20 protein-coding genes are annotated in these 20,209 nt (G+C 70.6%); 9 read left to right on the top strand and 11 right to left on the bottom strand.

Annotation, left to right across the window (positions count from 1 at the left end; all coding sequences use genetic code 11):
* Positions 1-7: 7 nt before the first annotated feature.
* Genes ACZ5ZX_RS31490 through ACZ5ZX_RS31480 form a run of 3 tightly spaced genes read right to left on the bottom strand, consistent with a single transcriptional unit; the run spans position 8 to position 6,987 of the window.
* Complete coding sequence (locus tag ACZ5ZX_RS31490; protein WP_465505611.1) at positions 8-1,267, bottom strand: ABC transporter substrate-binding protein; 1,260 nt, start codon at positions 1,265-1,267, stop codon at positions 8-10.
* A gap of 16 nt (positions 1,268-1,283) precedes the next feature.
* A complete protein-coding gene (locus ACZ5ZX_RS31485) occupies positions 1,284-4,937 on the bottom strand; it encodes a BTAD domain-containing putative transcriptional regulator (RefSeq protein ID WP_465505610.1) in 3,654 nt (1,217 codons plus the stop codon).
* A gap of 58 nt (positions 4,938-4,995) precedes the next feature.
* Entirely contained in the window at positions 4,996-6,987 is a 1,992-nt protein-coding gene (locus ACZ5ZX_RS31480; protein ID WP_465505609.1) for a BTAD domain-containing putative transcriptional regulator, read from the bottom strand.
* Positions 6,988-7,180: 193 nt separating this feature from the next.
* On the opposite strand from ACZ5ZX_RS31480, the gene ACZ5ZX_RS31475 reads away from it, so the two are divergent.
* Positions 7,181-7,438, top strand: coding sequence for a hypothetical protein (locus ACZ5ZX_RS31475; protein WP_465505608.1), 258 nt, complete (start codon positions 7,181-7,183; stop codon positions 7,436-7,438).
* A gap of 73 nt (positions 7,439-7,511) precedes the next feature.
* Complete coding sequence (locus ACZ5ZX_RS31470; RefSeq protein ID WP_465505607.1) at positions 7,512-8,147, top strand: helix-turn-helix transcriptional regulator; 636 nt, start codon at positions 7,512-7,514, stop codon at positions 8,145-8,147.
* A 519-nt stretch (positions 8,148-8,666) separates the two neighbouring features.
* On the opposite strand, the gene ACZ5ZX_RS31465 is transcribed toward ACZ5ZX_RS31470, so the two are convergent.
* Positions 8,667-9,197 carry an EF-hand domain-containing protein gene (locus tag ACZ5ZX_RS31465; RefSeq protein WP_465505606.1) on the bottom strand — a complete coding sequence of 177 codons (531 nt, stop codon included), beginning with the start codon at positions 9,195-9,197 and terminating at the stop codon, positions 8,667-8,669.
* A gap of 467 nt (positions 9,198-9,664) precedes the next feature.
* Here ACZ5ZX_RS31465 and ACZ5ZX_RS31460 point away from each other — a divergent pair, with 467 nt between their 5' ends.
* The 3 genes from ACZ5ZX_RS31460 (at position 9,665) to ACZ5ZX_RS31450 (ending at position 11,041) form a co-directional block, all read left to right on the top strand.
* On the top strand, positions 9,665-10,084 hold the full coding sequence (locus tag ACZ5ZX_RS31460; protein WP_465505605.1) for an ATP-binding protein: 420 nt from the start codon (positions 9,665-9,667) through the stop codon (positions 10,082-10,084).
* 41 nt (positions 10,085-10,125) lie between these two features.
* Entirely contained in the window at positions 10,126-10,302 is a 177-nt protein-coding gene (locus tag ACZ5ZX_RS31455) for a CsbD family protein (protein ID WP_037313578.1), read from the top strand.
* A gap of 79 nt (positions 10,303-10,381) precedes the next feature.
* A complete protein-coding gene (locus ACZ5ZX_RS31450) occupies positions 10,382-11,041 on the top strand; it encodes a pentapeptide repeat-containing protein (protein WP_465505604.1) in 660 nt (219 codons plus the stop codon).
* Between the two features lie 70 nt (positions 11,042-11,111).
* On the opposite strand, the gene ACZ5ZX_RS31445 is transcribed toward ACZ5ZX_RS31450, so the two are convergent.
* Positions 11,112-11,447 carry a cupin domain-containing protein gene (locus ACZ5ZX_RS31445; protein WP_061983769.1) on the bottom strand — a complete coding sequence of 112 codons (336 nt, stop codon included), beginning with the start codon at positions 11,445-11,447 and terminating at the stop codon, positions 11,112-11,114.
* Positions 11,448-11,544: 97 nt separating this feature from the next.
* Here ACZ5ZX_RS31445 and ACZ5ZX_RS31440 point away from each other — a divergent pair, with 97 nt between their 5' ends.
* From ACZ5ZX_RS31440 to ACZ5ZX_RS31430, 3 genes are read left to right on the top strand one after another with little or no spacing between them, the layout of a single operon-like run.
* Positions 11,545-12,480 carry a GlxA family transcriptional regulator gene (locus ACZ5ZX_RS31440; RefSeq protein WP_465505603.1) on the top strand — a complete coding sequence of 312 codons (936 nt, stop codon included), beginning with the start codon at positions 11,545-11,547 and terminating at the stop codon, positions 12,478-12,480.
* Positions 12,481-12,534: 54 nt separating this feature from the next.
* Entirely contained in the window at positions 12,535-13,002 is a 468-nt protein-coding gene (locus tag ACZ5ZX_RS31435; protein ID WP_465505602.1) for a hypothetical protein, read from the top strand.
* A 45-nt stretch (positions 13,003-13,047) separates the two neighbouring features.
* Positions 13,048-13,395 carry a helix-turn-helix domain-containing protein gene (locus ACZ5ZX_RS31430; RefSeq protein WP_465505601.1) on the top strand — a complete coding sequence of 116 codons (348 nt, stop codon included), beginning with the start codon at positions 13,048-13,050 and terminating at the stop codon, positions 13,393-13,395.
* Positions 13,396-13,399: 4 nt separating this feature from the next.
* On the opposite strand, the gene ACZ5ZX_RS31425 is transcribed toward ACZ5ZX_RS31430, so the two are convergent.
* Genes ACZ5ZX_RS31425 through ACZ5ZX_RS31415 form a run of 3 tightly spaced genes read right to left on the bottom strand, consistent with a single transcriptional unit; the run spans position 13,400 to position 15,893 of the window.
* On the bottom strand, positions 13,400-13,990 hold the full coding sequence (locus tag ACZ5ZX_RS31425; RefSeq protein WP_061983772.1) for a ClpP family protease: 591 nt from the start codon (positions 13,988-13,990) through the stop codon (positions 13,400-13,402).
* Positions 13,987-14,613: a ClpP family protease gene (locus ACZ5ZX_RS31420; protein WP_465505600.1), complete on the bottom strand. Its 627-nt coding sequence runs from the start codon at positions 14,611-14,613 to the stop codon at positions 13,987-13,989. The genes ACZ5ZX_RS31425 and ACZ5ZX_RS31420 overlap by 4 nt, the downstream gene beginning before the upstream one ends.
* Positions 14,614-14,669: 56 nt before the next feature.
* A complete protein-coding gene (locus ACZ5ZX_RS31415) occupies positions 14,670-15,893 on the bottom strand; it encodes a serine/threonine-protein kinase (RefSeq protein ID WP_465505599.1) in 1,224 nt (407 codons plus the stop codon).
* Between the two features lie 117 nt (positions 15,894-16,010).
* On the opposite strand from ACZ5ZX_RS31415, the gene ACZ5ZX_RS31410 reads away from it, so the two are divergent.
* Positions 16,011-17,573, top strand: a complete 1,563-nt coding sequence (locus tag ACZ5ZX_RS31410) for a PucR family transcriptional regulator (protein ID WP_465505598.1) — start codon at positions 16,011-16,013, stop codon at positions 17,571-17,573.
* Here the strand turns inward: ACZ5ZX_RS31410 and ACZ5ZX_RS31405 are convergent.
* From ACZ5ZX_RS31405 to ACZ5ZX_RS31395, 3 genes are read right to left on the bottom strand one after another with little or no spacing between them, the layout of a single operon-like run.
* Positions 17,561-18,430, bottom strand: coding sequence for a polysaccharide deacetylase family protein (locus ACZ5ZX_RS31405; RefSeq protein WP_465505597.1), 870 nt, complete (start codon positions 18,428-18,430; stop codon positions 17,561-17,563). The two genes, ACZ5ZX_RS31410 and ACZ5ZX_RS31405, sit on opposite strands and share 13 nt — an antisense overlap.
* Positions 18,427-19,554 (bottom strand): oxidoreductase, encoded by a 1,128-nt coding sequence (locus ACZ5ZX_RS31400; protein WP_465505596.1) that lies wholly within the window; start codon positions 19,552-19,554, stop codon positions 18,427-18,429. The genes ACZ5ZX_RS31405 and ACZ5ZX_RS31400 overlap by 4 nt, the downstream gene beginning before the upstream one ends.
* Complete coding sequence (locus ACZ5ZX_RS31395; protein ID WP_465505595.1) at positions 19,551-20,189, bottom strand: DUF1989 domain-containing protein; 639 nt, start codon at positions 20,187-20,189, stop codon at positions 19,551-19,553. Before ACZ5ZX_RS31395 ends, ACZ5ZX_RS31400 begins: the two co-directional genes overlap by 4 nt.
* Positions 20,190-20,209 lie beyond the last annotated feature (20 nt).

The following is a 20,209-nucleotide window of genomic DNA, read 5'->3' as shown; positions in this document are numbered from 1 at the left end:
CACCCGTTCATTTCCCCGCCGCGGCGCGGCCTTCGGTCGCGGCCTGCGCCCAGGCCTGGTCGAGTGGCTGCCTGCCCTCTTCGACCCGGCCGAGGGCGTGCCCGTACACCGGCCGCACCTCGCCGTCGCGCAGGCCGCGGTAGTTGGGCCGCAGGGCTTCGGCGGACGCGGCGAAGATCTCGCCGACCGGCGCGTCACTGAAGTACTTGCTGGTGTGCGACAGCACGGCGCCGTCCTGGTAGGCGCCCAGCGCGCTCGGCAGCAGACCGCTGTCGAGGAAGATCCGTTTCTGCTGTGCGGACGCGGTGAGCCAGACGGCGAGGTCGTAGGCCTCCTTGCGGTGCGCGCCCTGTTTCGGGACGGTCAGGAACGACCCGCCCCAGTTACCCGCCTTGCCGGGGACCGAGGTGACGTCCCATTTGCCAGCCAGTTCCGGGCCGCCCGCCTGTTCGATCTGGGCGAGCATCCAGGCGGGACAGGTGATGGCGGCGAACCGGCTCTGCTTGATCGCCACCGTCCACGGCTGCGTGAAGGTGGTGACGGCCGCGGTCTCCTTCTTCAGCGCCATCCCGCCCGCCAGTTCGAAAGCCTTGCGCACGTTCGGGTTGGTGTCGGCGATGAATGTTTCGTCGGCCTTGGCGAAGTAGTTCTCCTCGCTCTGGTTGAGCATCGCCGTGTAGACAGTGCCCGCCGAGTCGGCGAACTTGACCTCCGGTGTCTTCGCGCTGAACCGCGCACCGGTTTCGGCGAACTTCTCCCACGTCGGCCACAACGCGGCCACCTGGTCGCGGTCGGTCGGCAGCCCGGCGTTCGCGAACAGGTCACGGCGGTAGCAGAGCGCGAGGCTGCCCATGTCGGTGCCGAGGCCCAGCACGAACTTCCCGCCGTCGGCGGTGCCCTGGTCCCATTTCCAGGCAGGCCAGTCGTTCCGCAGGCCCTGCGCGCCGAACTCGGACAGATCGGTGAACTTGTCCTTTGCCTGGCGGAATTTCGGGAGGTACTGCTCTTCGATGGCCACGACGTCCGCGGCGCCGCGCCCGGCGCCGAGACCGGTGGCGAGTTGCCGGTGATGCGTCTCGAAATCGGCGACCCGGCCCTCGACCGTGATCCCCGGATGCGTCTTTTCGTACTCGTCGAAGAGTTTCTCGTAGCCGAACTCACCGAAGGTGGCGACGGTGAGCTTGATCGGGCCGCCGGGTTCCGCCGCACCGGAACAGCCCGTGAGCAGCAACACGACGGCCGTCAGTCCGGCCAGCAGGCGGGTCATGGTTCTCCTCGGTCGTTCACGCGAACCGTTGGGGCAACTGCTCGCCGACGGTCAGGCGGGAGTCGGCGTGCAGTTTGGTCAGTACCCGGGACACCAGCGACTGCACCGTCCGTCTCGGCAGGCTCAGTTCCGCGGCGATCTCCGGATTGGACAGTTTCGCCGCGACCAGCCGGGCGACCCGCAGATCCAGTGGCGAGAGCGTCCCGGCGTGCCGGGGACCCCGCTCGGCACGGCTCAGCACGCCGTAGCGGCGAAGCCTGCTCTCCGCCCGGCGGATGCTCCAGGTGGCGCCGACCGGACCGAGCACCTCGCACGCCTCGGTGAGCGCGCGGGTGGCCGATTCGAGGTAGCCCGCGCGGCCGAGCAGTTCGGCGGCGTCCTCCAGCGCGGCGGCGAGTTCGATCGGGCGGCGGACCTCGCGGTAGTGGTCGGCCGCGGCCAGCACTCCTTCGGGGTCGCCGTCGATCAGTGCCCGGCACCGGCTCGCGGCGGCGGTCGCCCTGGCGGGAACGGTCTCCTGGCTCGCTTCCTCGGCGCAGACGGCGAGCGCTTGCTGTGCGACGTCGTCGTTTCCTGCCGCGAGTGCGACGCGCACGACGTCGGGTAACCATTGGTGGCGCAGCATCATCCGGGCGTAGTCGGGGCGCAGGACCGGCGCGAACAGCCGGAGCGCGTCGTCGAGCCTGCCGCGTTGTTCGGCGGCCATCGCCTGGGCCGCCAGGTAGAAGTCGCAGCTCTCGCGCTCGGCGGGGTTCGACGGCGAATGCGCCTCGGCCGCGTGGAGATGTGTGCGGACGGACACGCGTTCGTCCCGGTGCCCCGCGATGAGGGCGGCGACGCCGTGCAGCAGCAGCGCGGCGGCACCCTCGTCACGTACGCCGTTGAAGGTGATCGCCGGGCCGTCTTCGGTGACCGAGTCCAGCTCGGCCAGCGCTTCGTCCCAGCGCCCGGTCCAGAAGTAGTGCACGGCGGCCGAGACCTGCGGGCCGGTCGGCAGGCCGTGCCGCGCGGCCGTTTCGTACCCGGCGCGCAGCGTGGCGTCGGCCTCGTCGAGCCGGTCGAGGTTCTGCAAGGTGAAGAGGCGGTTGTCGAGCAGGTCGAACCGCAGCGTCGCCAGTTCCGCTTCGTCGCCGACGGTTTCCAGCGCGGCGTCGACCGCGATCAGCGCGCGGTCGTGCTCGCGGCGGATCGAGTGCACGAGCCACAGGGTCTGCTGCGCGTGCGCGGCCGGGTAGCGATCGCCCGCCTCGGCGGCCTCGGCGTGCAGATTCCGCGCGATCCGTTCGGTTTCGCCGAGATCGGCGAGATCACCGCGGCGGAAGTTGGCGAGCAGCGTCCGGGTCCTGGTACGCCACAGCTCCGGCATCGACGGATCGTCCGCGGTGTCGGCGAGTGCCTCGATCGCGGCCGCGGTCTCGCCGCGGCGGTACCGCAGCGCGGCGAGGATATGCCGCATCTCGGCCAGATCCGCCTTGTCCCGGACCACCTCGACCGCCTGCCCGGCCTCGGCCTCCGGGGTTTCTTCGAGCCGGAACAGCACGCGCACCAGCGCGGCGATCAGGATCTCCCGCTGCTCGCGGGTGGGCACCCGGCTCGCGAGCGCGCCGCGGAGGAGGTCGACCGCGATCTGCGGCGCGCGGTTGGAGACCGCGACGTGGTTGGTGGTGAGCCAGCCGACCAGCCACGGGTCGACCGGCGCCGGTTCGGCCGCCAGCTGCTCGGCGACGCGTTTGATCGGCGCGCCGCCGCGGGCGAGCGCCTCGGCCGCGCGCCGGTGCTGTGCGGCGCGGTCCGGCGCGGCGATTCCGGCGTAGAGCGCCTGCCGCTGGAACGGATGGTGGAAGGCGAGTTTGTCGCCCGCGTACTCGATCACCCCGGCGGTGGTGGCCGGTTCGAGGTCCCGCAGCACCTCCAGCGGGGTCCTGCCGGTCAGCGCGGCGACGTCCTCGACCGCGAACTCCGCGCCCAGCAGCGAAACGGTGCGCAGGATCTCGGTCGTGGCCGGGTCGAAGCAGTCCAGCGTGCGGCCCACCGCGGCCAGCAGCGATCGCGGCGCGTTCTCGGTGCCGTCCAGGGTCACCTCGGCCACACCCGCCTCGATCCGCACCGAGCCGGTCCGGACCAGGTCGTGCGCGATTTCCCTGGCGTAAAGCGGGTTCCCGGCCGCGCGGCGGACCAGCGGGCGCAGGCTCTGCCCTGGTTTCGCGCCAAGGACGACCTCGAACACGGCGGCGATCTCGTCGTCGGTCAGCACCTCGACCGGCATGATCTCGCCGTCCCTTGCCTCGATCCCGCGACGCAGCCGCGCCAAATCCCGCCTTCCGTGCCCGGTGCGCGTGGCGGCGACGAGCAGCAGCGGCAGTTGACGGGTGGCGGCGGCGAGGCGTTGCCACAGCAGCACACTGGCCTCGTCCGCCCAGTGGAGATCGTCGATCACCAGCACGAGCGGGCCCGCCGCGCAGGTCTCGTCGACCAAGGCCAGCAACTTGTCCACAGTGGACGGGACCGGGTCGGTGGGGCCCCAGTCGCCGTGCGCCGGTTCGGCGTGCAGCGCGCCGGCCAGCCTGGCCTTGGCCGGATCGGCCGAACCGTGGTGCACCCCGAGACATTCCATGACGACCTGCAGCGGGAAGCGTTGCTGGAGTTCGTCGGCCGCGGTCCAGGCGAGCTGGCAGCCGCGCGCCGCGGCACTCGACAGCCCGGCGATCAGCAGTTCCGATTTCCCGATACCCGGTTCGCCCTCGAGCCAGACGGGGCGGCCGCGTCCGCCGAGCAGGTCGGTGACGAAGCCCGCCAGCCGCCCGACCTGCCGGTTGCGGCCGGGCAGGTACGCGGGGCCACCGCGGTCGATGGCCTTGGCCACCGGTGGCGGCACGATGAGCACCGGAGCCGGTTCCGGCCCGGTGACCGGTTTTTCGGTGCCGTTCAGGATGCGCTGGTGCAGTTCCCGCAGCGGGGCACCGGGTTCGACGCCGAGTTCGTCCCGGAGTACCTGCCTGGCGTCGCGGTAGACGGTCAGCGCTTCGGTCCGTCGCCCTCCGGCGTACAGGGCTCGCATGAGCGCCTCGTGGAGCGGCTCGCGCAACGGATGGCGCTGGATCAGCGCGGTCAGCTCGGGGACGAGTTCGCGGTGGTCACCGAGGCCGAGCAGCGCCGTGGCCCGCGTTTCGGTGGCGCTCAGCTGGAGCTCGGCGAGGCGGACGCGCTCGGTTTCGGCGAACGGACCGGGTACCCCGGAATAGGCCTCGCCGCGCCAGCGGCCGAGCGCGGTGGTGAGCCGTGCCGCCGCGCCGCGCTGATCCGCGCCGGCGAGGAGCCGGCGGGCATCGGCGGTGTCCTGCTCGAACCGGCGGACGTCGAGTGCCTCCCCGGCCAACCGCAGCACATAGCTCGAACCGGACGAGCGCAGCATCTCGTGCGCGGCGCCACCCGCCTCGCGGATCGCCCCGCGCAGCCCGGAAACGTAGGTGTGCACACTGCCGGTGGCGCTGGCGGGCGCCGATTCGCCCCAGACGGCGGCGATCAGTTCGCCGAGTGAGATCGCCTGGCCCCGGCGCGCGGCGAGGGTGGCGAAGACCGCGCGCTGGCGGGCGGGACCGAGCCTCAGCTCGACGTCGTCGATCCAGGCACGAGGCGGCCCGAGCAGCTCGACGCGCAGCCCGTTCGTCACGCCGGCTCCCTTTCCCGTCATCACCGAAAGTGGCCGGTTTACTACTCTGCCACGCAGTTTAGGACGTCCTCACGGCGGTTCGGTTGCACACCCGTGCTTCGGGCAGCAGCAAGGCGGCGAGTTCGGCGGTGAGCCTCTCGTGCTGTTCCTCGGTGAGATTCCGGTGGTGCGAGAGCAGATGGAGCAGCTCGACCGCGGGCCCGGCCGACAGCGCGCCGACGTTGTCGAGCAGCCACCGCGGGATCCAACCCGCTGTCAGGTCGCCGCCTGCCTGGAGCAATTGCTCGGCGACGCGATCCGCGGGAGCTCCGGAATCCACCATGGTCGCGGCGATCTCCTGATGCAGCACGGCGCGAATGGCCGGTGGCGTGTTCGCGGCGAACACCGAACGCACCAGCGGGACCCGGAACCGCAGACGTTCCCCTTCGGTTTCCAGCACGTGTGCGGCGACGGCCTCTTCGACCGCTCCGATGAGCGCCCGCGGTTCGCGGCCGGTGACGCCTGCCAGGTCGTCGACCGTGAACGACGAGCCGAGTAGCGCCGCCGAGTTCAGTGTTCGCTTGCCCGGCGGGGAAAGCGTGGCGAAATGGGCGTCCACCAGGTCGGCGAGCTCGCTGTGGGGCGCGGCGGTGATGTCGCGGCCGTCGGCGAACCCGGCGAACAGTTCGCACAGGTAGCCGACGTTGCCCGCGGTGTATTCGGCGGCGAAGCGGAGGAATTCCTCGCCGGGATTCCTGGCCAGGGTCTCCTCGGCCAGCGCGGCGACGGCCGGACCGTCGAACGGCGGCAGCGAGACGATCTCGCCGTCGAGCCGTGAGCGGAGGACGTCGAGGGTGTGGCGCCGGGGGAGCGGGCGCGCGGAGCCGATCAGCAGCAGCGGCAGGTGCCCGGTGAGGCGGCGGAGCTGCCGCCAGGCGAGCAGGCTGTCCTCGTCGGCCCAGTGCAGATCTTCGAAGACGAGCACCCGCGGCCCGTCTTCGCACAGTTCGGTGACCGTCCCGACGAGATCGCCGACCGCTTCGCCGCCGAGGCAGTCGGCGATGAGACCGAACGGGACGGCGCCGGTCAGTTCGTCGGCTTCGACCCAGCGCGTCCGGTTTCTCGCCGGGGCGAGGGCCTCCGCCAGCAGCGCGCTCTTGCCGCTGCCCGCCTCGCCGTCCAGCCACACCGTGCCGCCGCGGCCTTCGTCCAGCAAGGCGGACAGCTGGTGGCGCAGCCTGCCCGCTTCGACCTCGCGGCCGACGAAGGCGGACGGTCGTTCGGGCATCGGCCTTCCCGGCTGGTCGTGGCGGCGCCGCGATGGGTCGTCGTCCAGGATCCGCTGTCGCAGGGTCAGCAGTTCCGGACCGGGTTCGAGGCCGGACCGCTCGACGATCGTCTCGCGGGCCTGATCGAACGCGGCCAGTGCCTCGGCCCGCCTGCCGGACCGGGACAACGCGGTGATCAGCATCCGGTGCAGGCCTTCACGCAACGGATGCCGCTCCACCAGCGTGGCCAGTTCCTCCGCGAGTTCGTGGTGGCCGCCCAGGTCGAGTTCGATCTCGGCCCGGCGTTCGAGCGCGTACAGGCGCAGTTCGGCCAGCCGGGCGCGCTGGGTTTCGGCGAACGGGCCGGGGATCCCGTCAAGCGCGGAACCCCGCCACTGGTTGAGCGCGGCTCTCAGCGACTCCAGCTCCTGGTGCCGCGCGTCGGCGAGCCGATACGCGCGGGCCTGGTCCAGCGCGGCTTCGAAGACGTGGACGTCCACCTGCTGTTTCGCCACGTCGAGGCAGTAACCGGCGCGACTGGCCGCCAACGGTTCACCGACGGAGGCGAGGGCTCGGCGCAGGGCGGACACGTGGTTGTAGACGATGCCGGTGGCGCTGCCGGGAGGGCTCTCTCCCCAGACGGCGTCGATGATCTCCTGGCGGGAGACGACCTGACCGGCGTGCAGGGCGAGCGTGGCGAAGACCGCCTGTCGCTGAGCGGGCCCGAGGGCGATCCCGGCGTCACCGTGCACCGCCGCGACACCGTCCAGCAGCCGGACCGTCAGCGAGGGAACCTCGTCCATGACCTGCCGCCTGTGCGCCCGACTTCGAACTGATCACCCTGCCCGGGGAAAACCCTAGTCGTGCCGTTCCGGGGCCCGCAATCGAGCCCGGCTGGGCAAACCGGACGTTCACAGGGGCAGAAAGTCGTCCGGAGCCGGGTGAGCACGTACGCGGCCGCGCATGCTGGGTCGGACCGGCGGCAAGAGTAGGGCGGTGGCGGTGGGCCAGGAGCACGAACGGTTCACCGGAGATGTCCTGCTCGACCTCGCCTACAGCGGCAGGCTGGTGCTGGACGCCGACGAGGCCGAAGCCCGGATCGCCGAACTGCGGCGGACCCTGGCTGCCGGGTACGCCCGGCTCGCCGACCCCGGCTTCGACGGCCACGAGGGCAGGCTCCGGGAGATCCTGGGCGAATTGCCCAAGTACGTGGAGGCGTTTCAGCTGGCCACGAAGTCCTTCACGGCTCGGTGAGAATTCGTGAAGAGCCCTTTCGCAGACTGTGTCCCATCCGACTGGGGGGACGGAGCAAGCGGAGGGGACGAACGTGGACACCGAAACCCGAGAGATCACCGTGGCGGTGCACGCGCCCGACCCGATCACCAGTGCCGGCCTGGCCAGCCAGCTGGCCACGCGCCAGGGGATCGAGATCCGGGACTGGGAGCAGCGCGCCGAGGCAGGCGTACTGGTCGTCGCCGCCGAGCGGCTGGCACCCGAGACCGTACTGTGGCTGCGACGGCTGGCCGCCGAGGCGGGCAAGCCGGTGGTGCTCGTGGTGAGCCAGATCGGCGAGGCGGAACTGGTACCCGCCATCGAATGCCGCGTGGTCGCGGTGCTCCCGCGCGCCGCGACGACCGGCGAACGACTGGCGCACGCCGTCCACGCGGCGGCCTCCGGCGGCGGAGTGCTCCCGCCGAGCCTGCTGGGCGAACTGCTCAAACACGTCGAACGGATGCAACGTGAGGTGCTCGACCCGATGGGCGTCAACACCGCCGGGCTCACCACGCGGGAGATCGACGTACTGCGCCTGATGGCGGACGGGAAGGACACCATCGAGATCGCCGGTGAGCTCAGCTACTCCGAGCGCAGCGTCAAGCACATCATCCAGGGCATCACCGGACGGCTGAACCTGCGCAACCGGCCGCACGCCGTCGCCTACGCGGTGCGGGCGGGCGTCATCTGAGCACGGTCGTGGGCTGGGTCGGTCGTGAGTGGCGATTCGGGGTTCGGCGGGCGAGGCCGGGCGGTGAAGGACTCCTTGAGGGACTCAGAGTCCCTCAAAGTTCCCCTCACCCGTCGTGGATGGCGTCACTAGCCTCACCAGCACCACCTGTCACACCGGCTGCGCGTGAAGGCCCCCTTCCCTCGCTGAGCCGCAATGCCAGGGACTTAAGGGGTGGCACCCGCCGCTCCTGATTGTCCACAAGGGACACAAGTCAAGTAGAAATGTCCGTTTAGCTACAGTTTGACCGTATGCTTAAGTCCGTGAAGGCCTCCTTGCCTACCTTCAAGGTAGGCAAGGAGGCCTTCACGGACTTCCCGCATCTCGTCGGCGGCCGGCTGTCGCTCGCATCGGGCCGTTACGACCGGGAAGCTTCCCTCGGCTCAGCCGAGGGAAGGGGGCCTTCACGCGCTTCCTCCAGTACGCAGGACGCAGGCCACGAGCAGGTACCTGAGAGAGGGGCCAAAACCGAATCGCCACTCACGACACGGCGAGCGGTCCGAACACGAGAGTTCCCGGCGCCTCGGCGTCGTCGCCCGCCCAGAACTCCAGCCACAGCGCGGCGAACTCGGCCCGCGACAGCATGCCGTCGCCATCGGAGTCCAGCAGCGGGAACGCGGTGTCGGTGTCGGTGGGACGGCCGTTCCAGGCCTCGATCATCCGGCGGTACTCCGCCGCGGAGATCAGATCGTCCCCGTTCTCGTCGATCGCTTCGAACATGGCGTCGGCCGTCGCGGTCACGGCTTCCGGCGTGTCCGGCAGCTTGTCCACCACCAGCAGGACTTCGTCGAGGGAGACCTTGTCGTCGCGGTCGAGATCCGAGGCGGCCAGCAAGGTCGACCACCAGCTCAGCATGATGCCGGTCAGCCGTCGCTCGTCACCCGGGCCACGCAGCCGCGCCCAGCGTTCGGCGAGCGCCTGAAAGTCTTGTTCCTGAAGGAAACCGTCACCGTCGACGTCCATCGCGGCGAAGACCCCCGAGATCTTGCGTCGTTGCAAGTCACTTGCCATGCGTCCGAACGATAGGACCGGATGCCGTAGTGACACATCGGCCATTCAGGGGCCACGACGAGCCACTAACGGGGGAGGGCGTCATCGGCGCGGTGATGGGCCGAACCCGCCCCACCGGACGCGCGCGGCGTGAGACCATGACCACGATGAGCTGAAACCCTGGACGGAGGGAGAAGGATGACCGCCGGAATCGAGCGCGCGGCGCATGCCTACTGTCCCGTCTGCAATCCCGATCCCGGCCGCGGAGACCCGGTCACCGCGCTCTGTGGTGCCACTCACCCCTTCTGGGGCCGTCGCGAGCGGCCGGTGAACAATTGCCCGTCGTGCGAAGCCCTCGCCGCGAAAACGGTCTACCCGTGCGGCCACACAGGGAGCGAACGATGAAGGTGGAAAGTTAAGGATCGCCGTGTTCGGGGTACTAGATCGGTGTGACCCTCCACGGGGTCACGGAGAACATGGAGGTCCCCGTGCCCACCGAGCAAGCCGCGCGGATCGGTGGCCAGGTCGAGAGCCTGACGCTGGACGTCGGCACCGACGTCACCGAGTCCGCGCGAGTCCGGGCTTGGGCACGTGCGGAACTCGCCGACCTCACTGAAGAGGCCATGGCGGACACCATCCTCGTGCTGGACGAACTGGTTTCCAACGCGCTTCGGCACGGGAAGTCGCCGCGGCGGGTGCGGTTGACGCGGTCGCCCGGCCGGGTGCGTATCGACGTCGACGACGCCGAAAAGACGCCCGCCGCCCCCCGTCCACCCTCGGAGAACGGTGGCCGCGGTCTCACCCTGATCGACGCCTGCGCCTCGGCGTGGGGCCAGGAAGTCCGCGACGACGGCAAGACCGTGTGGGCCGAACTCACCTACCCCGAGGCCGTTTCGGAGCCGGTCTGAGGGGTATCCGGAGGCACCGGACGACTACGAACGGAGGCCTGATGAACGACAAAGCCGAGAACAAGGCTGAAGAACTCAAGGGCAAGGCCAAGGAAGCCGTCGGAAACGCCACGGACAACGAGCAGTGGCAGGCCGAAGGCAAGGCCGAGCAGGGCAAGGCCAATGTGAAGCAGGCCGGAGAGAAGATCAAGGACGCCGTGAAGGGCGTCCGGGACTGAACGAGTGGCCGATGAGGGTCCGCCTCCGGGCGGGCCCTTCTTCGTCTGACCGGCAGGTCGCTGCGGTACGGTCCCGCCCATGGAGTTCCGCGAGTTCGACGGCGTCAAGGTACGACGGCCCTCGGTCGAACGTGCCGGGCTCGAGAGCAGAACCGCCGTGCTCCAGGGCGATTTCGATTTCGACTCCGTTCACCTCGATGGCGGTGCTCAGGACGGAGTCCGCGGCGGCGGGGAGATCGTGCGTTCCCTCGTCTCGGACGTGAATCTGGCGAACGCCCGGCTCGACCGGCTGACGCTGTCCGATGTGGTCTTCGACGGCGTCGACCTGTCCAACGCGGCGATCCGCGAACTGACGGCGCGCCGCGTCGAAATCCTGCGCTGCCGCGCGATCGGCCTGGGTGTTTCGCTCGGTTCCGCCACCGACCTCTACGTCGAGAACGCGCGGTTCGATTACGCGTCGGTGGACGTCGTCCGGGTGAAGAGCGCGGTCGTGTTCTCCGGATGTTCGTTCCGGGAGACGGTGTTCTCCGGCGACCTGTCCCGGCTGACCTTTGTGGACTGCGAGTTCACCGGCACGGAATTCGCGGCGAGCGGCGCGGCCGGATGCGATCTCCGCGGTTCGAGGCTGTCCGGTGTCCGGGGCCTGCTGACGCTGCGTGGCGCGAAGATCACGAGTGAGCAAGCCGTCTCGGTCGCGGGGATCATCGCGGCCGAGAGCGGCTTGTCGGTCATCGGCTGAGCTTCGCCGCCACGACACACGAGGTCACCACGCCGGACCTTCGCCGAGCGTGCCCGCGACGCGGTGACGCTCAGCCCTCGGGGTAGAAGACGAAGAGCGTGCATCCGGTCACCGACGCGGGCACATGCCACGAACCGGCCGGAGCGTGCAGGAAGGTCCCGGCCGGATAGTCACGCGCGCCGTCGTTGAACGTGCCTGAGACGACGTACACCTCCTCGGGTCCTGGTTCGTGGACGTCGCGACGCGGCCACGAGGTACCGGGGTCCATTTCCAGCATGTTGGCGTGCGCCCCGTTCGCACCTGTCCACAGTGGACGAACGCGGATCCCGGGGAAGATCTCGCGAACGGGGGATTCCTTGACGGAGACGGAAGTGTAGCCCTCTTGGGCAAGGATCTCGGGATGCATGATCACAGGGTGCCGCGATCTTCGTACGGTCGGACAGTGTCAGTGAAGACACCATGGGGTACTTTCCTGCCATGAAGTGGCCGGAGAGAAGGCAGCCATGCATCGCGTGACCGCTCTCGTGCGGCCGGTCCAGTCGACGTTCGAACTCGGCATCGCCGCCGAGGTCTTCGGGACGGCGCGGGCCGGCGTGCCGCGGTACTACGAATTCGATGTCTGCGCGGAGAAACCCGGTCCGGTGCCGACCACCGCCGGATACGCGATTTCGGTGACACGTGGCCTTTCCGCGCTGGCTGCCGCGGACACCGTGCTCATCCCCGGCTGGGCTCCGGTGGACGCACCGTTGTCCGCGCCCGTGCGCCGGGCGCTCCTGCGCGCGCACGCCAGGGGAGCACGGCTCGTCACGATCTGTTCCGGTGTGTTCGCGCTGGCGCGCACCGGCCTGCTGGACGGCCGCGCGGCGACCACGCACTGGGCGAACGCGGCCCGGCTGCGGGAGGAGTTCCCTCAGGTGCGAGTGGAACCGGACGTGCTCTACGTGGACCACGGTGACGTCGCCACGAGCGCCGGGGCCGGTGCGGGGATCGACCTCTGCCTGCACCTCGTCCGGCGGGACCACGGAGCCGCGCACGCCGCTCTCGTCGCGCGGCATATGGTGATGCCGCCGCACCGCGACGGCGGTCAGGCGCAGTACATCCCGCCCCCGCCACCGGCGGACGAGCTGGACGGCCTGCTCGAGTGGGCGGCCGCGCGGCTGGGAGCACCGCTCTCGGTGTCCGACCTGGCCGCGCACCTCAGCGTCTCGTCCCGCACTCTCGCCCGGCGTTTCGCCGACAGGCTCGGCACCACGCCGGGCGCCTGGCTCTTGTCGCGCCGGGTGACCGAGGCCCGCACCCTGCTGGAGGAGACCGATCTGCCGGTGGAGGTGATCGCGACCCGCGTCGGGCTCATGTCGGCGGTCAACCTTCGCCGCCGGTTCCGGGCGCAGGTCGGGACGACGCCGGGCGCCTATCGGCGGGCGTTCCGAGGCTCATGACCTGGACGGGTGGCTCGGGTTTGGGGTCCGCGCCGGCGTGGGTATTCCCCGCCCGTGGCACTCCAGCACCGGCTGACCGAAGCCGGCTCGCGGCCTGATCGGCTGGTCGCGCTGATCTTCCGGGTGATCGCCGGTGTCGGCATCTCGCGGCGGACCGCCGTGCGGATCGCCCGCGATCTGCGCGGTGAAGGCCTCCTGCCGGATCCCGCCCTCGTCTGTCGCGGTGACCGTGACCGGGTGGTCACCGCCCTCCAGCTCGTCCTCGAGAGCAGGGTCGACAAAGGACTGCTCGCCAGGGTGCTGGAGGACGCGGTCCTGCTGGACGAATACCGGTCGTTGCCCGAACCCCAGCGTGTCGTCGTCGAAGCCGTGATCGAGCGGCATCGGCCCATTTCCGACGTCGCGGCGGATTTCGGGCTGCGCCCGGCGGAGGTGCGGGACCGGTTGAACGAGGCATTGCGTTGCGTCGCGGCCGGCGCCGAACCGCTTCTCCGCCGGGCCACACCCCTCGTTTCGCCTTGAGCGGAACGGCGCACCCGGGCGCCGTCGCGATGTCACGATGACCGTATGGCGGACATCCTCCCTTTCCACCAGAAGCGTGCCTCGACCGAAACCCGCGAGCCGGAACCGCTGTGGCGTGACGTGCTGGGCCAGAGCCTGCGCGCGGCCAGGGAGGAGCAGGGCGGCCGCCTCGTCGACGTCGCGGAGCGCGCCGGGATCTCCCCGCAGTACCTCTCGGAGATCGAGCGTGGCCGCAAAGAACCCTCCAGCGAGATGATCGCCGCGGTCACCGGCGCGCTCGGGGTCGACCTCGCGGATCTGCTCGTCGGCATCGCGGGCACGGTCCGGCGGCGGCGCGGCACGGGTCTCGCGGTCGGCCGCCGTCCGGCGGGACCCGTGCTCATGGCCGCCTGAACCCTCAGCTCCGCTGGTCCAGGACGCGGTCCGCGAGCCCGTAGGCGACGGCACCCGCCGCGTCGAACACCCGGTCCCGGTCGGTGTCGTGCCGGAGATCCGCGACGGCGCGTCCGGTGTGCGCGGAAAGGATCTCCTCGAGCTGCGTCCGCACTCGCACGACCTCGTCGGCCTGGAGGATGAGGTCCGGGATCGTGCCGCGGCCCTGCGCCGCGGGCTGGTGCAGCACCACGCGGGTGTGCGGCAGCACGAACCGGTGCCCCGCCTCGCCCGCGGCCAGCAGGATCGCGCCCGCCGCGACGGCCTGCCCGACACAGGTCGTCGCCACCGGCGCCTTGATGAAGCGCATGGTGTCGTACAGCGCGAGCATCGCCGACGGGTCGCCGCCCTCGGAGTTGATGTAGAGGTTGATCTCCTGCTCCGGGTTGTCGGCCTCCAGATAGAGCAGCTGGGTGATCAACGCGTTCGCCACGCCGGAGTCGATCGCCGTGCCGAGGTAGATGATCCGCTCCGACAGCAGATGCGAGTAGACGTCCATGATCCGCTCGCCGGCGGGACTGCGGGAGATGACGTTGGGGATGGTGTAGGTGCTCATGCGCCGACACCCCTTTCCGAGCCGAGGCCGAGCCTGTGGGTGCGTACCGGGATGACCTGGTCGAGACTTTCGACGATGTGGTCGATGAAGCCGTATTCGCGTGCCTGTTCGGTGGTGAACCAGCGATCGTGCAGGGAATCGGCGAAGATCCGGTCGATCGGCTGCCCGGTGTCTTCCGCGATGAGGCCGAGCACGGTGTCGCGCGTGTAGCGAAGATCGTCCGCCTGGACCTCCACCTCGACGGCCGAACCGCCGATACCCGCCGAGCCCTGGTGCATCAGGATCCGCGCGTGCGGCAGGGCGAACCGTTTGCCAGGGGTCCCCGCGGACAGCAGGAACTGCCCGGCACTGCACGCCAGCCCCAGCGCGAGGGTGGCGACGTCGCACGGCACGAGCCGCATCACGTCCCGGATCGCCAGCATGGAGGGGACCGATCCGCCGGGGGAGTGGATCCACAACGCGATGTCCTTGCGCGGGTCCTCGCTCGCCAGCGACAGCAGCTGGGTGGTGAGCACCGTCCCGTTGTCGTCGTCGAGCACGCCGTCGAGGACCAGCACCCGCTGGCTGAAGAACCGTTCCCGGAGCCGTTGGTCGAAGAGTGGTTGTTTCTCGTGGTCGGTCATGCCCCGACCATGCCGCCGGGGCCCGGCCGTCCGCCGGTTTCTCTGCTGTGAGCGGATCAGCCCACAGCAGGACGCTCCACTGTGGACCGCCGGGCCGGGACGAACCAGACGGCGATGGCCAGGACGACGGCCAGGATCAAGGCGACGCGATCGAGGGTGAGACCCGGTTGCAGGGCGAGGCCGAAGTACTCCCGTTCGTCGTCGCCCACGTTCAGCATGACCACGGTGAGCACCGTCAGCGCACCGGCCGTGGTGAGCACGGCTTGTCCAGAGCGGACCCTGGCGAAGAGGAGTCCGCCTCCGACCACCCAGAGCACACCCGCCAGGACGATGCCGACGCGAGCCAGCAGCAGCGGTGGCCAGAGCAGTTCGAACATGTGGTACGCGTGGTGGATCATCATCGCGTCGGCCAACACGAAGAAGCCGAACAGCATGCTCACCACACCGGCCAGGATCGCGAACACCGAAGGCATTCCGAGGCCGGGAGAAGGCGGCTGCCGTACCGGCGTTTCGATTCCGCTCGCGGCTTGGGCCAGCAGTGGAAGCGCCTGATCCGGCAACATGCGTGCCTGCGGTGATTTCGCCAGCAGCCCGCGGAGAGCGTCCGCGAGCGGTCCTTGGGTCCGGCTGAACGCGGGTTGCTCGTTGACGACGGCGTACAGCGTGGCCGCGACATTCACCCGCTGGAAGGGATTCCCGCCCTCGCTCGCGCTGAGCAGGGTCGCGCCGAACGACCAGAGATCGGCATGGGGAGTGCGGTCATGCCCCGCGATCGTTTCCGGGGCGAGGAAAGCCGGTGTCCCTGACGGGTCCAGGACGGTGGCGATCCCGAAACCGGTCAGCTTCACCGTGCCGTCGGGACCCACCAGGATGTTCGCGGGCCGCACGTCCCCGTGCACGACACCCGCCGTATGCGCGGCCGCGAGCGCGCCGAGCACCTGCCTGCCGATCTCGGCGACGAAACGCGGCGGCAGCGGGCCTGAAGACGTCAGATCCTCCAGAGTCCGCGCATCCACCAGGTCCGTCACGAGGAACGCTGTCCCCTCGTCGGCGACGACGTCGTGGACGGGCAGCACCGACGGATGATCCACCCCCACGACGGCAGCCCGCCGGAGCCGCTCCACGAGTGCCGCGCGGGCAGGCTCGTCGAGCGTGGGCAGCGGCAGTTCCCTGATCGCGACCTGGCGGCCGTCAGTCCCGTCCTCGGCACGCCATGACTCGCCGCCCAGCTTCTCGAGCAGGGTGTAGCGCTCGGCGATCGTGCGGGGAACTGCGGTCACAGTCGGTCTCCTCGAATACTGAAGGGTCTTCGACGGACGCTAACCAGTGGTCATGAAAAAACGATGAAATGGCTGATTGTCCAAAATGGCCCCAGCAGGCTGGATATATTCACAGCCATGCTGACCTTGGCGGCGCTGGTCGCGGACCCGGACCTCGAACTGAGCGTGGTCGTTCCCGGCCGCGACGGGGCGCTGACCGGGCAGGTGCTGTGGGTGCACAACACCGAGCTGCCCGATCCCGGGCCGTACGTACGTGAGCGCGAGGTCGTGCTGACCAACGGCCTGTGGCTGGACCGCGTCGATCCGGCGGACTTCGTCGCTCGGGTGGTCCGCGCGGGAGCGGCGGGGATCATCTTCGGGCTGCGCGTCGAGCAGCCCGACACACCGGCGGCGCTCGCCGAGGCGTGCCGCGCGGCAGGGCTGCCGCTGCTGCAGATCTCGGTGGCGGTGCCGTTCACGGCGGTCACCCGCGCCGCGGCGGCGATCCAGGCCAAAGGCAGGCAGCACGCGCTGATGTCGCTGGTGCGCCGAGGCGACGAGCTGACCTCGGCGTTGTCCAGGGGTGACGGTGCTTCCGGGGTGCTGGCGGTCCTGCGCGCGGAGCACGAGCTGCCGCTGGCGGTGGTGGACCGGATGGGCCGGGAGCTGGCGTCGGCCGGTGCCGTACTGGACGCCGGGCAGCTGCGCGCCGCGGCGGAGGCCTTGGCCGGGCATCCACCGCCACTGGAAGCCGATCTGGGCGCGGGAACGCGGGCGGCGCTGTACCCGGTCGGTGCGATCGGCGAAGCGGACGCCGCGCTGCTCTGCCTTCGTCCCGTGGCCGAGCTGACCCAGGGGGAGCGGGACGCGCTGGAGCAGACCGCCCGCTACCTCAGCCTGGAGGTGGCCCGGCATCAGGCGGTGCAGGCCATCGAGATGCGGTTCGCCGTCGAGTTGCTGGACATGGTGCTTTCCGGCGCGCAGCGGGTCGCGGAGGTGCCAGGCAGGCTGCGCGCGTTCGGCGTCGACCCGGACGGGCCACTGGCGGTGTTCGCGCTGGCGTTCGCGGGCGACGACGACGCCGCGACCCGGCCGGGGATGGCGGAGGCGGTGACGGATTTCCTGCTGGCGGACGGGCTGCCCGCGGTCGTGGCGGCCGGCAGCCGGGACGTGGTGGCGGTGCTGTCCTGGCGGCCGGGCGCCCGGTCACCCGCCACGTTCGCGCCCCGGCTGGCGGCGGCGGTGTCACACCGGCTCGGCGGCGGGCGGGTGGTCGTCGGGCTGGCCGAGCCCGTCTCCGGCGCGGCCGAACTGCGCACGCCGTTGTCGCGCAGCCGTGAAGCCTGCCGCGTGCTCCGTGGCAGGCGCGGCGGCCCGGTGGCGGCGAGTTTCGCCGAACTGGGCAGCTACCGGCTGCTGCTGGAATCACACGACGAGCAGTGGCGGCGGACCTTCGCCGACGCCCTGCTCGGTCCGCTCCGCGAGCACGACCGCGCCCGCGACGGCGCGCTGGAGACGACGCTGCGGGCGTTCCTCGACCACGACGGCCAGTGGGCGGCCACCGCCGCCGCCCTGTACGTGCACGTCAACACCTTGCGCAACCGGCTGGCGAAGGTCACCGAGCTCACCGGCCGGGACGTCGGGCGGACCGCCGACCGGGTCGACCTGTTCCTGGCGCTGGAGGCGACTCAGTCCGGATAGACCGCCGGATCGATTTCCAGGCGCCGCAACGGTTCCGCGGGCAAGGCTGGGTCGGCCAAAGCCGCGGCCGCCACGTCCCGGCAGCGGGCGAACCGGACGTCGCCGAGGCCGAGCCCGAACTCGATGAGCGCCCGTACGGCGGCCAGCCGTCCCGGCCTGCCCGACAGGAACGGGTGGAGGCACAGGTTGAACAGGCACCGATGGCGGCGCATCGCGTCCAGTTCCGCGCGCCACATCTCCAGCACCCGCACCGGGGACGCGATGATCGAACCGATCTGTGGCGCGGGAAGGAACGCGTACTGCTCCCAGTCGTCGAGCGACCAATGCACCGGCAGCTCGGCGATCCGGCCCGATCCGGTCTCGATCAGGTAAGGGCGGTCGTCGGCCATCAACGACGAGTCGTAGCTCAGACCGTATTCGGCCACCAGCCCCGGAGTGTCCCAAGTGGACTCCCAGCCCGCCGCGCGATGCCCGCTGACCTCGATGCCCTGGCTCGCGAAGACGGCCATGCCGCGCTCGAAATCGGCTCGCTGTTCGGCGGCGGTCATCGTCGTCGGCGGACGGTGGCTGTAGGAGTGGTGGGCCACCTCGTGCCCGCGTTCCACGATCGCGGCGGCCAGACCGGGCCGCTGTTCGGCGACCCAGCCCGGAACGAAGAAGGTCGCCGGCACGGCCAGTTCGTCGAGCAGGTCGAGGATGCGCGGCACCCCGACCCTCGGCCCGTACGCCTGGTGGGACATGGTCGACAGGTGATCGGCGTAGCCCCGGCCTCGCGCGAGGATCGGGGACTCCGCGTCCACGTCGAAGGTCAGGGTCGCCACCGCGGCCGCGCCGCCGTGCCAGTTCGGTTCCGTCACGCCTGCCGACTCTCCCGCCACCGGCGCGCGTTCGCCACCGTGACCGTCGGGGTGACCATCGCGCGGTCGAATTCGGCGAGCGGTTCCGCCGCGGCGACCCGGGCGGGCAGATCCGGGTTGGCCAGCGCGCCGTGCCCGAGGGAGAGCAGGTCGGCGTGCCCGCCGGTGAGGACCTCGTGCGCCTGGGCGAGGTCGTGCATCCCGCCGTTGGCGATCACCGGCAGACCGGTGACCTGGCGGGCGAGAGCGGTGACGGTGCCGCCGTCGGCCAGTTTCGCGGTCTCCAGCCAGTTCCGCCCCTCGCTGGCGATGTGCAGGAAGTCCGCGCCCGCCTCCGCGACCGCGGCGAAGATCACCTCGGCGTCGTCGCGGCCGCCGGGCCAGCGGTAGGTGAAGTCGTTGACCTTGGTTTGCGACAGCCGTACGCCGGTCAGCAGCTCCGGGACCGCCTTGGCGACGGCGGAGACGACCCTGGCGGTCAGCCGGACCCGGTTGGCGACCGGTCCGCCGTAGGAGTCGGTGCGCTGGTTGGTGTAGTCGGTGAGGAACTGGTCGAGCAGGTAACCGTTGGCCGCGTGCACCTCGACGCCGTCGAAGCCCGCCTGACGGGCACGCTCGGCCGCGGCGGCGAAGCCCGCGACGACGTCGTCGATCTCGGCGGTGGTCAGCTCCCGGGGCACGGGCCACGGTCCGGAACCGCCGTACGCGCGCATCATTTCCCCACGCGGCTGGACGGGCGAGGGACCGACGGTGTGTTCCTGGTGCGGATTGCCCTGCGAGATCGCCCCCGCGTGCATGAGCTGGGCGATCATCCGCCCGCCCGCCGCGCGGACCCCGGCGGTGACCACCCGCCAGCCCGCGACGTGCTCGTCACGCGCGAGCCCCGGCTGGTTGAGGTAGCCCTGGCTGGCGGCCGTGTCGGGATAGGTTCCTTCGCTGAACACCAGGCCGAAGCCGCCACGGGCGAATTCGGCGTAGTAGTCGGCCATTTCGCCGGTCGGCGTGCCGTCGGGCCGCGCCGAGACGCGGGACATGGGGGCGACGGCGTAGCGGTTGCGCAGGGCGAGACCGCCGAGCGTGATCGGGGCCAGCGCGGGGTGGGCGTGGCCGACGGTGCTGGTCATGACGGGTTTCCTCCATTGTGGACGATTGCGATGGCGAGCGGGGAGAGGCGGATGTCGCTGATCTGGACGAGGTCCTGCGGGCATGCGGAGACCACGACGACGCAGTCCATTTCGGCTCGCAGCGTCACCGCGTCGCCAGGCCGCGACGACGCGGTGAGCCAGCTCAGCCGCCCGTCCTCGCCGACCGGGACACGCATGAAGACGTTGATCGGCTGGGGAACCGGGCCCGCGAAGCTCAGGCCGAGCTCGTCCAGCGCCTCACGCAGGTTCGCCGCGCAGGATCGGTGACCCGGCGCCCCAAGCGCGGCGTACCGGGCCGGGTCGCACGCCGGGATCAGCATGTCGTGCTCGCCGGGCGAGGTGTCCTCGACCAGGGTCAGGATGGGACGGCGCCGATCGGTCACGAAGGACTCGCCGACGGCGGGGAACAACCTGTCGATCGCGGCGCGGGTGTGCGCGGCGCTGTGGTGCTCGACCAGTCCGATCCCGGCTTCGGCCCCGGCTTCGGCTCGGGTGTCGGTGAACGCGAACACGTCGCCGACCTGGCCTCCTTCGACGTCGATCACCCGGACGAGGTCTCCGGCTGCCACCCTGACGGCCTTGGCGGTGCCCGGTGGGACTTGCGTGTTGCTCATGTCTTCAGCAAACCCGTGGA

This window comes from Amycolatopsis sp. NPDC033938, from assembly GCF_055575975.1.
This window is presented reverse-complemented; position numbering and strand designations above follow the sequence as displayed.

Excerpts from the sequence above, each read along its gene's own strand:
- ACZ5ZX_RS31420 (WP_465505600.1), bottom strand. The coding sequence starts at position 14,613 with ATGACCGACCACGAGAAACAACCACTCTTCGACCAACGGCTCCGGGAA.
- ACZ5ZX_RS31440 (WP_465505603.1), top strand. The coding sequence starts at position 11,545 with ATGCATCGCGTGACCGCTCTCGTGCGGCCGGTCCAGTCGACGTTCGAA.
- ACZ5ZX_RS31450 (WP_465505604.1), top strand. The coding sequence starts at position 10,382 with ATGGAGTTCCGCGAGTTCGACGGCGTCAAGGTACGACGGCCCTCGGTC.
- ACZ5ZX_RS31465 (WP_465505606.1), bottom strand. The coding sequence starts at position 9,197 with ATGGCAAGTGACTTGCAACGACGCAAGATCTCGGGGGTCTTCGCCGCG.
- ACZ5ZX_RS31395 (WP_465505595.1), bottom strand. The coding sequence starts at position 20,189 with ATGAGCAACACGCAAGTCCCACCGGGCACCGCCAAGGCCGTCAGGGTG.
- ACZ5ZX_RS31410 (WP_465505598.1), top strand. The coding sequence starts at position 16,011 with ATGCTGACCTTGGCGGCGCTGGTCGCGGACCCGGACCTCGAACTGAGC.
- ACZ5ZX_RS31425 (WP_061983772.1), bottom strand. The coding sequence starts at position 13,990 with ATGAGCACCTACACCATCCCCAACGTCATCTCCCGCAGTCCCGCCGGC.
- ACZ5ZX_RS31490 (WP_465505611.1), bottom strand. The coding sequence starts at position 1,267 with ATGACCCGCCTGCTGGCCGGACTGACGGCCGTCGTGTTGCTGCTCACG.
- ACZ5ZX_RS31455 (WP_037313578.1), top strand. The coding sequence starts at position 10,126 with ATGAACGACAAAGCCGAGAACAAGGCTGAAGAACTCAAGGGCAAGGCC.
- ACZ5ZX_RS31480 (WP_465505609.1), bottom strand. The coding sequence starts at position 6,987 with ATGGACGAGGTTCCCTCGCTGACGGTCCGGCTGCTGGACGGTGTCGCG.
- ACZ5ZX_RS31445 (WP_061983769.1), bottom strand. The coding sequence starts at position 11,447 with ATGCATCCCGAGATCCTTGCCCAAGAGGGCTACACTTCCGTCTCCGTC.
- ACZ5ZX_RS31430 (WP_465505601.1), top strand. The coding sequence starts at position 13,048 with ATGGCGGACATCCTCCCTTTCCACCAGAAGCGTGCCTCGACCGAAACC.
- ACZ5ZX_RS31400 (WP_465505596.1), bottom strand. The coding sequence starts at position 19,554 with ATGACCAGCACCGTCGGCCACGCCCACCCCGCGCTGGCCCCGATCACG.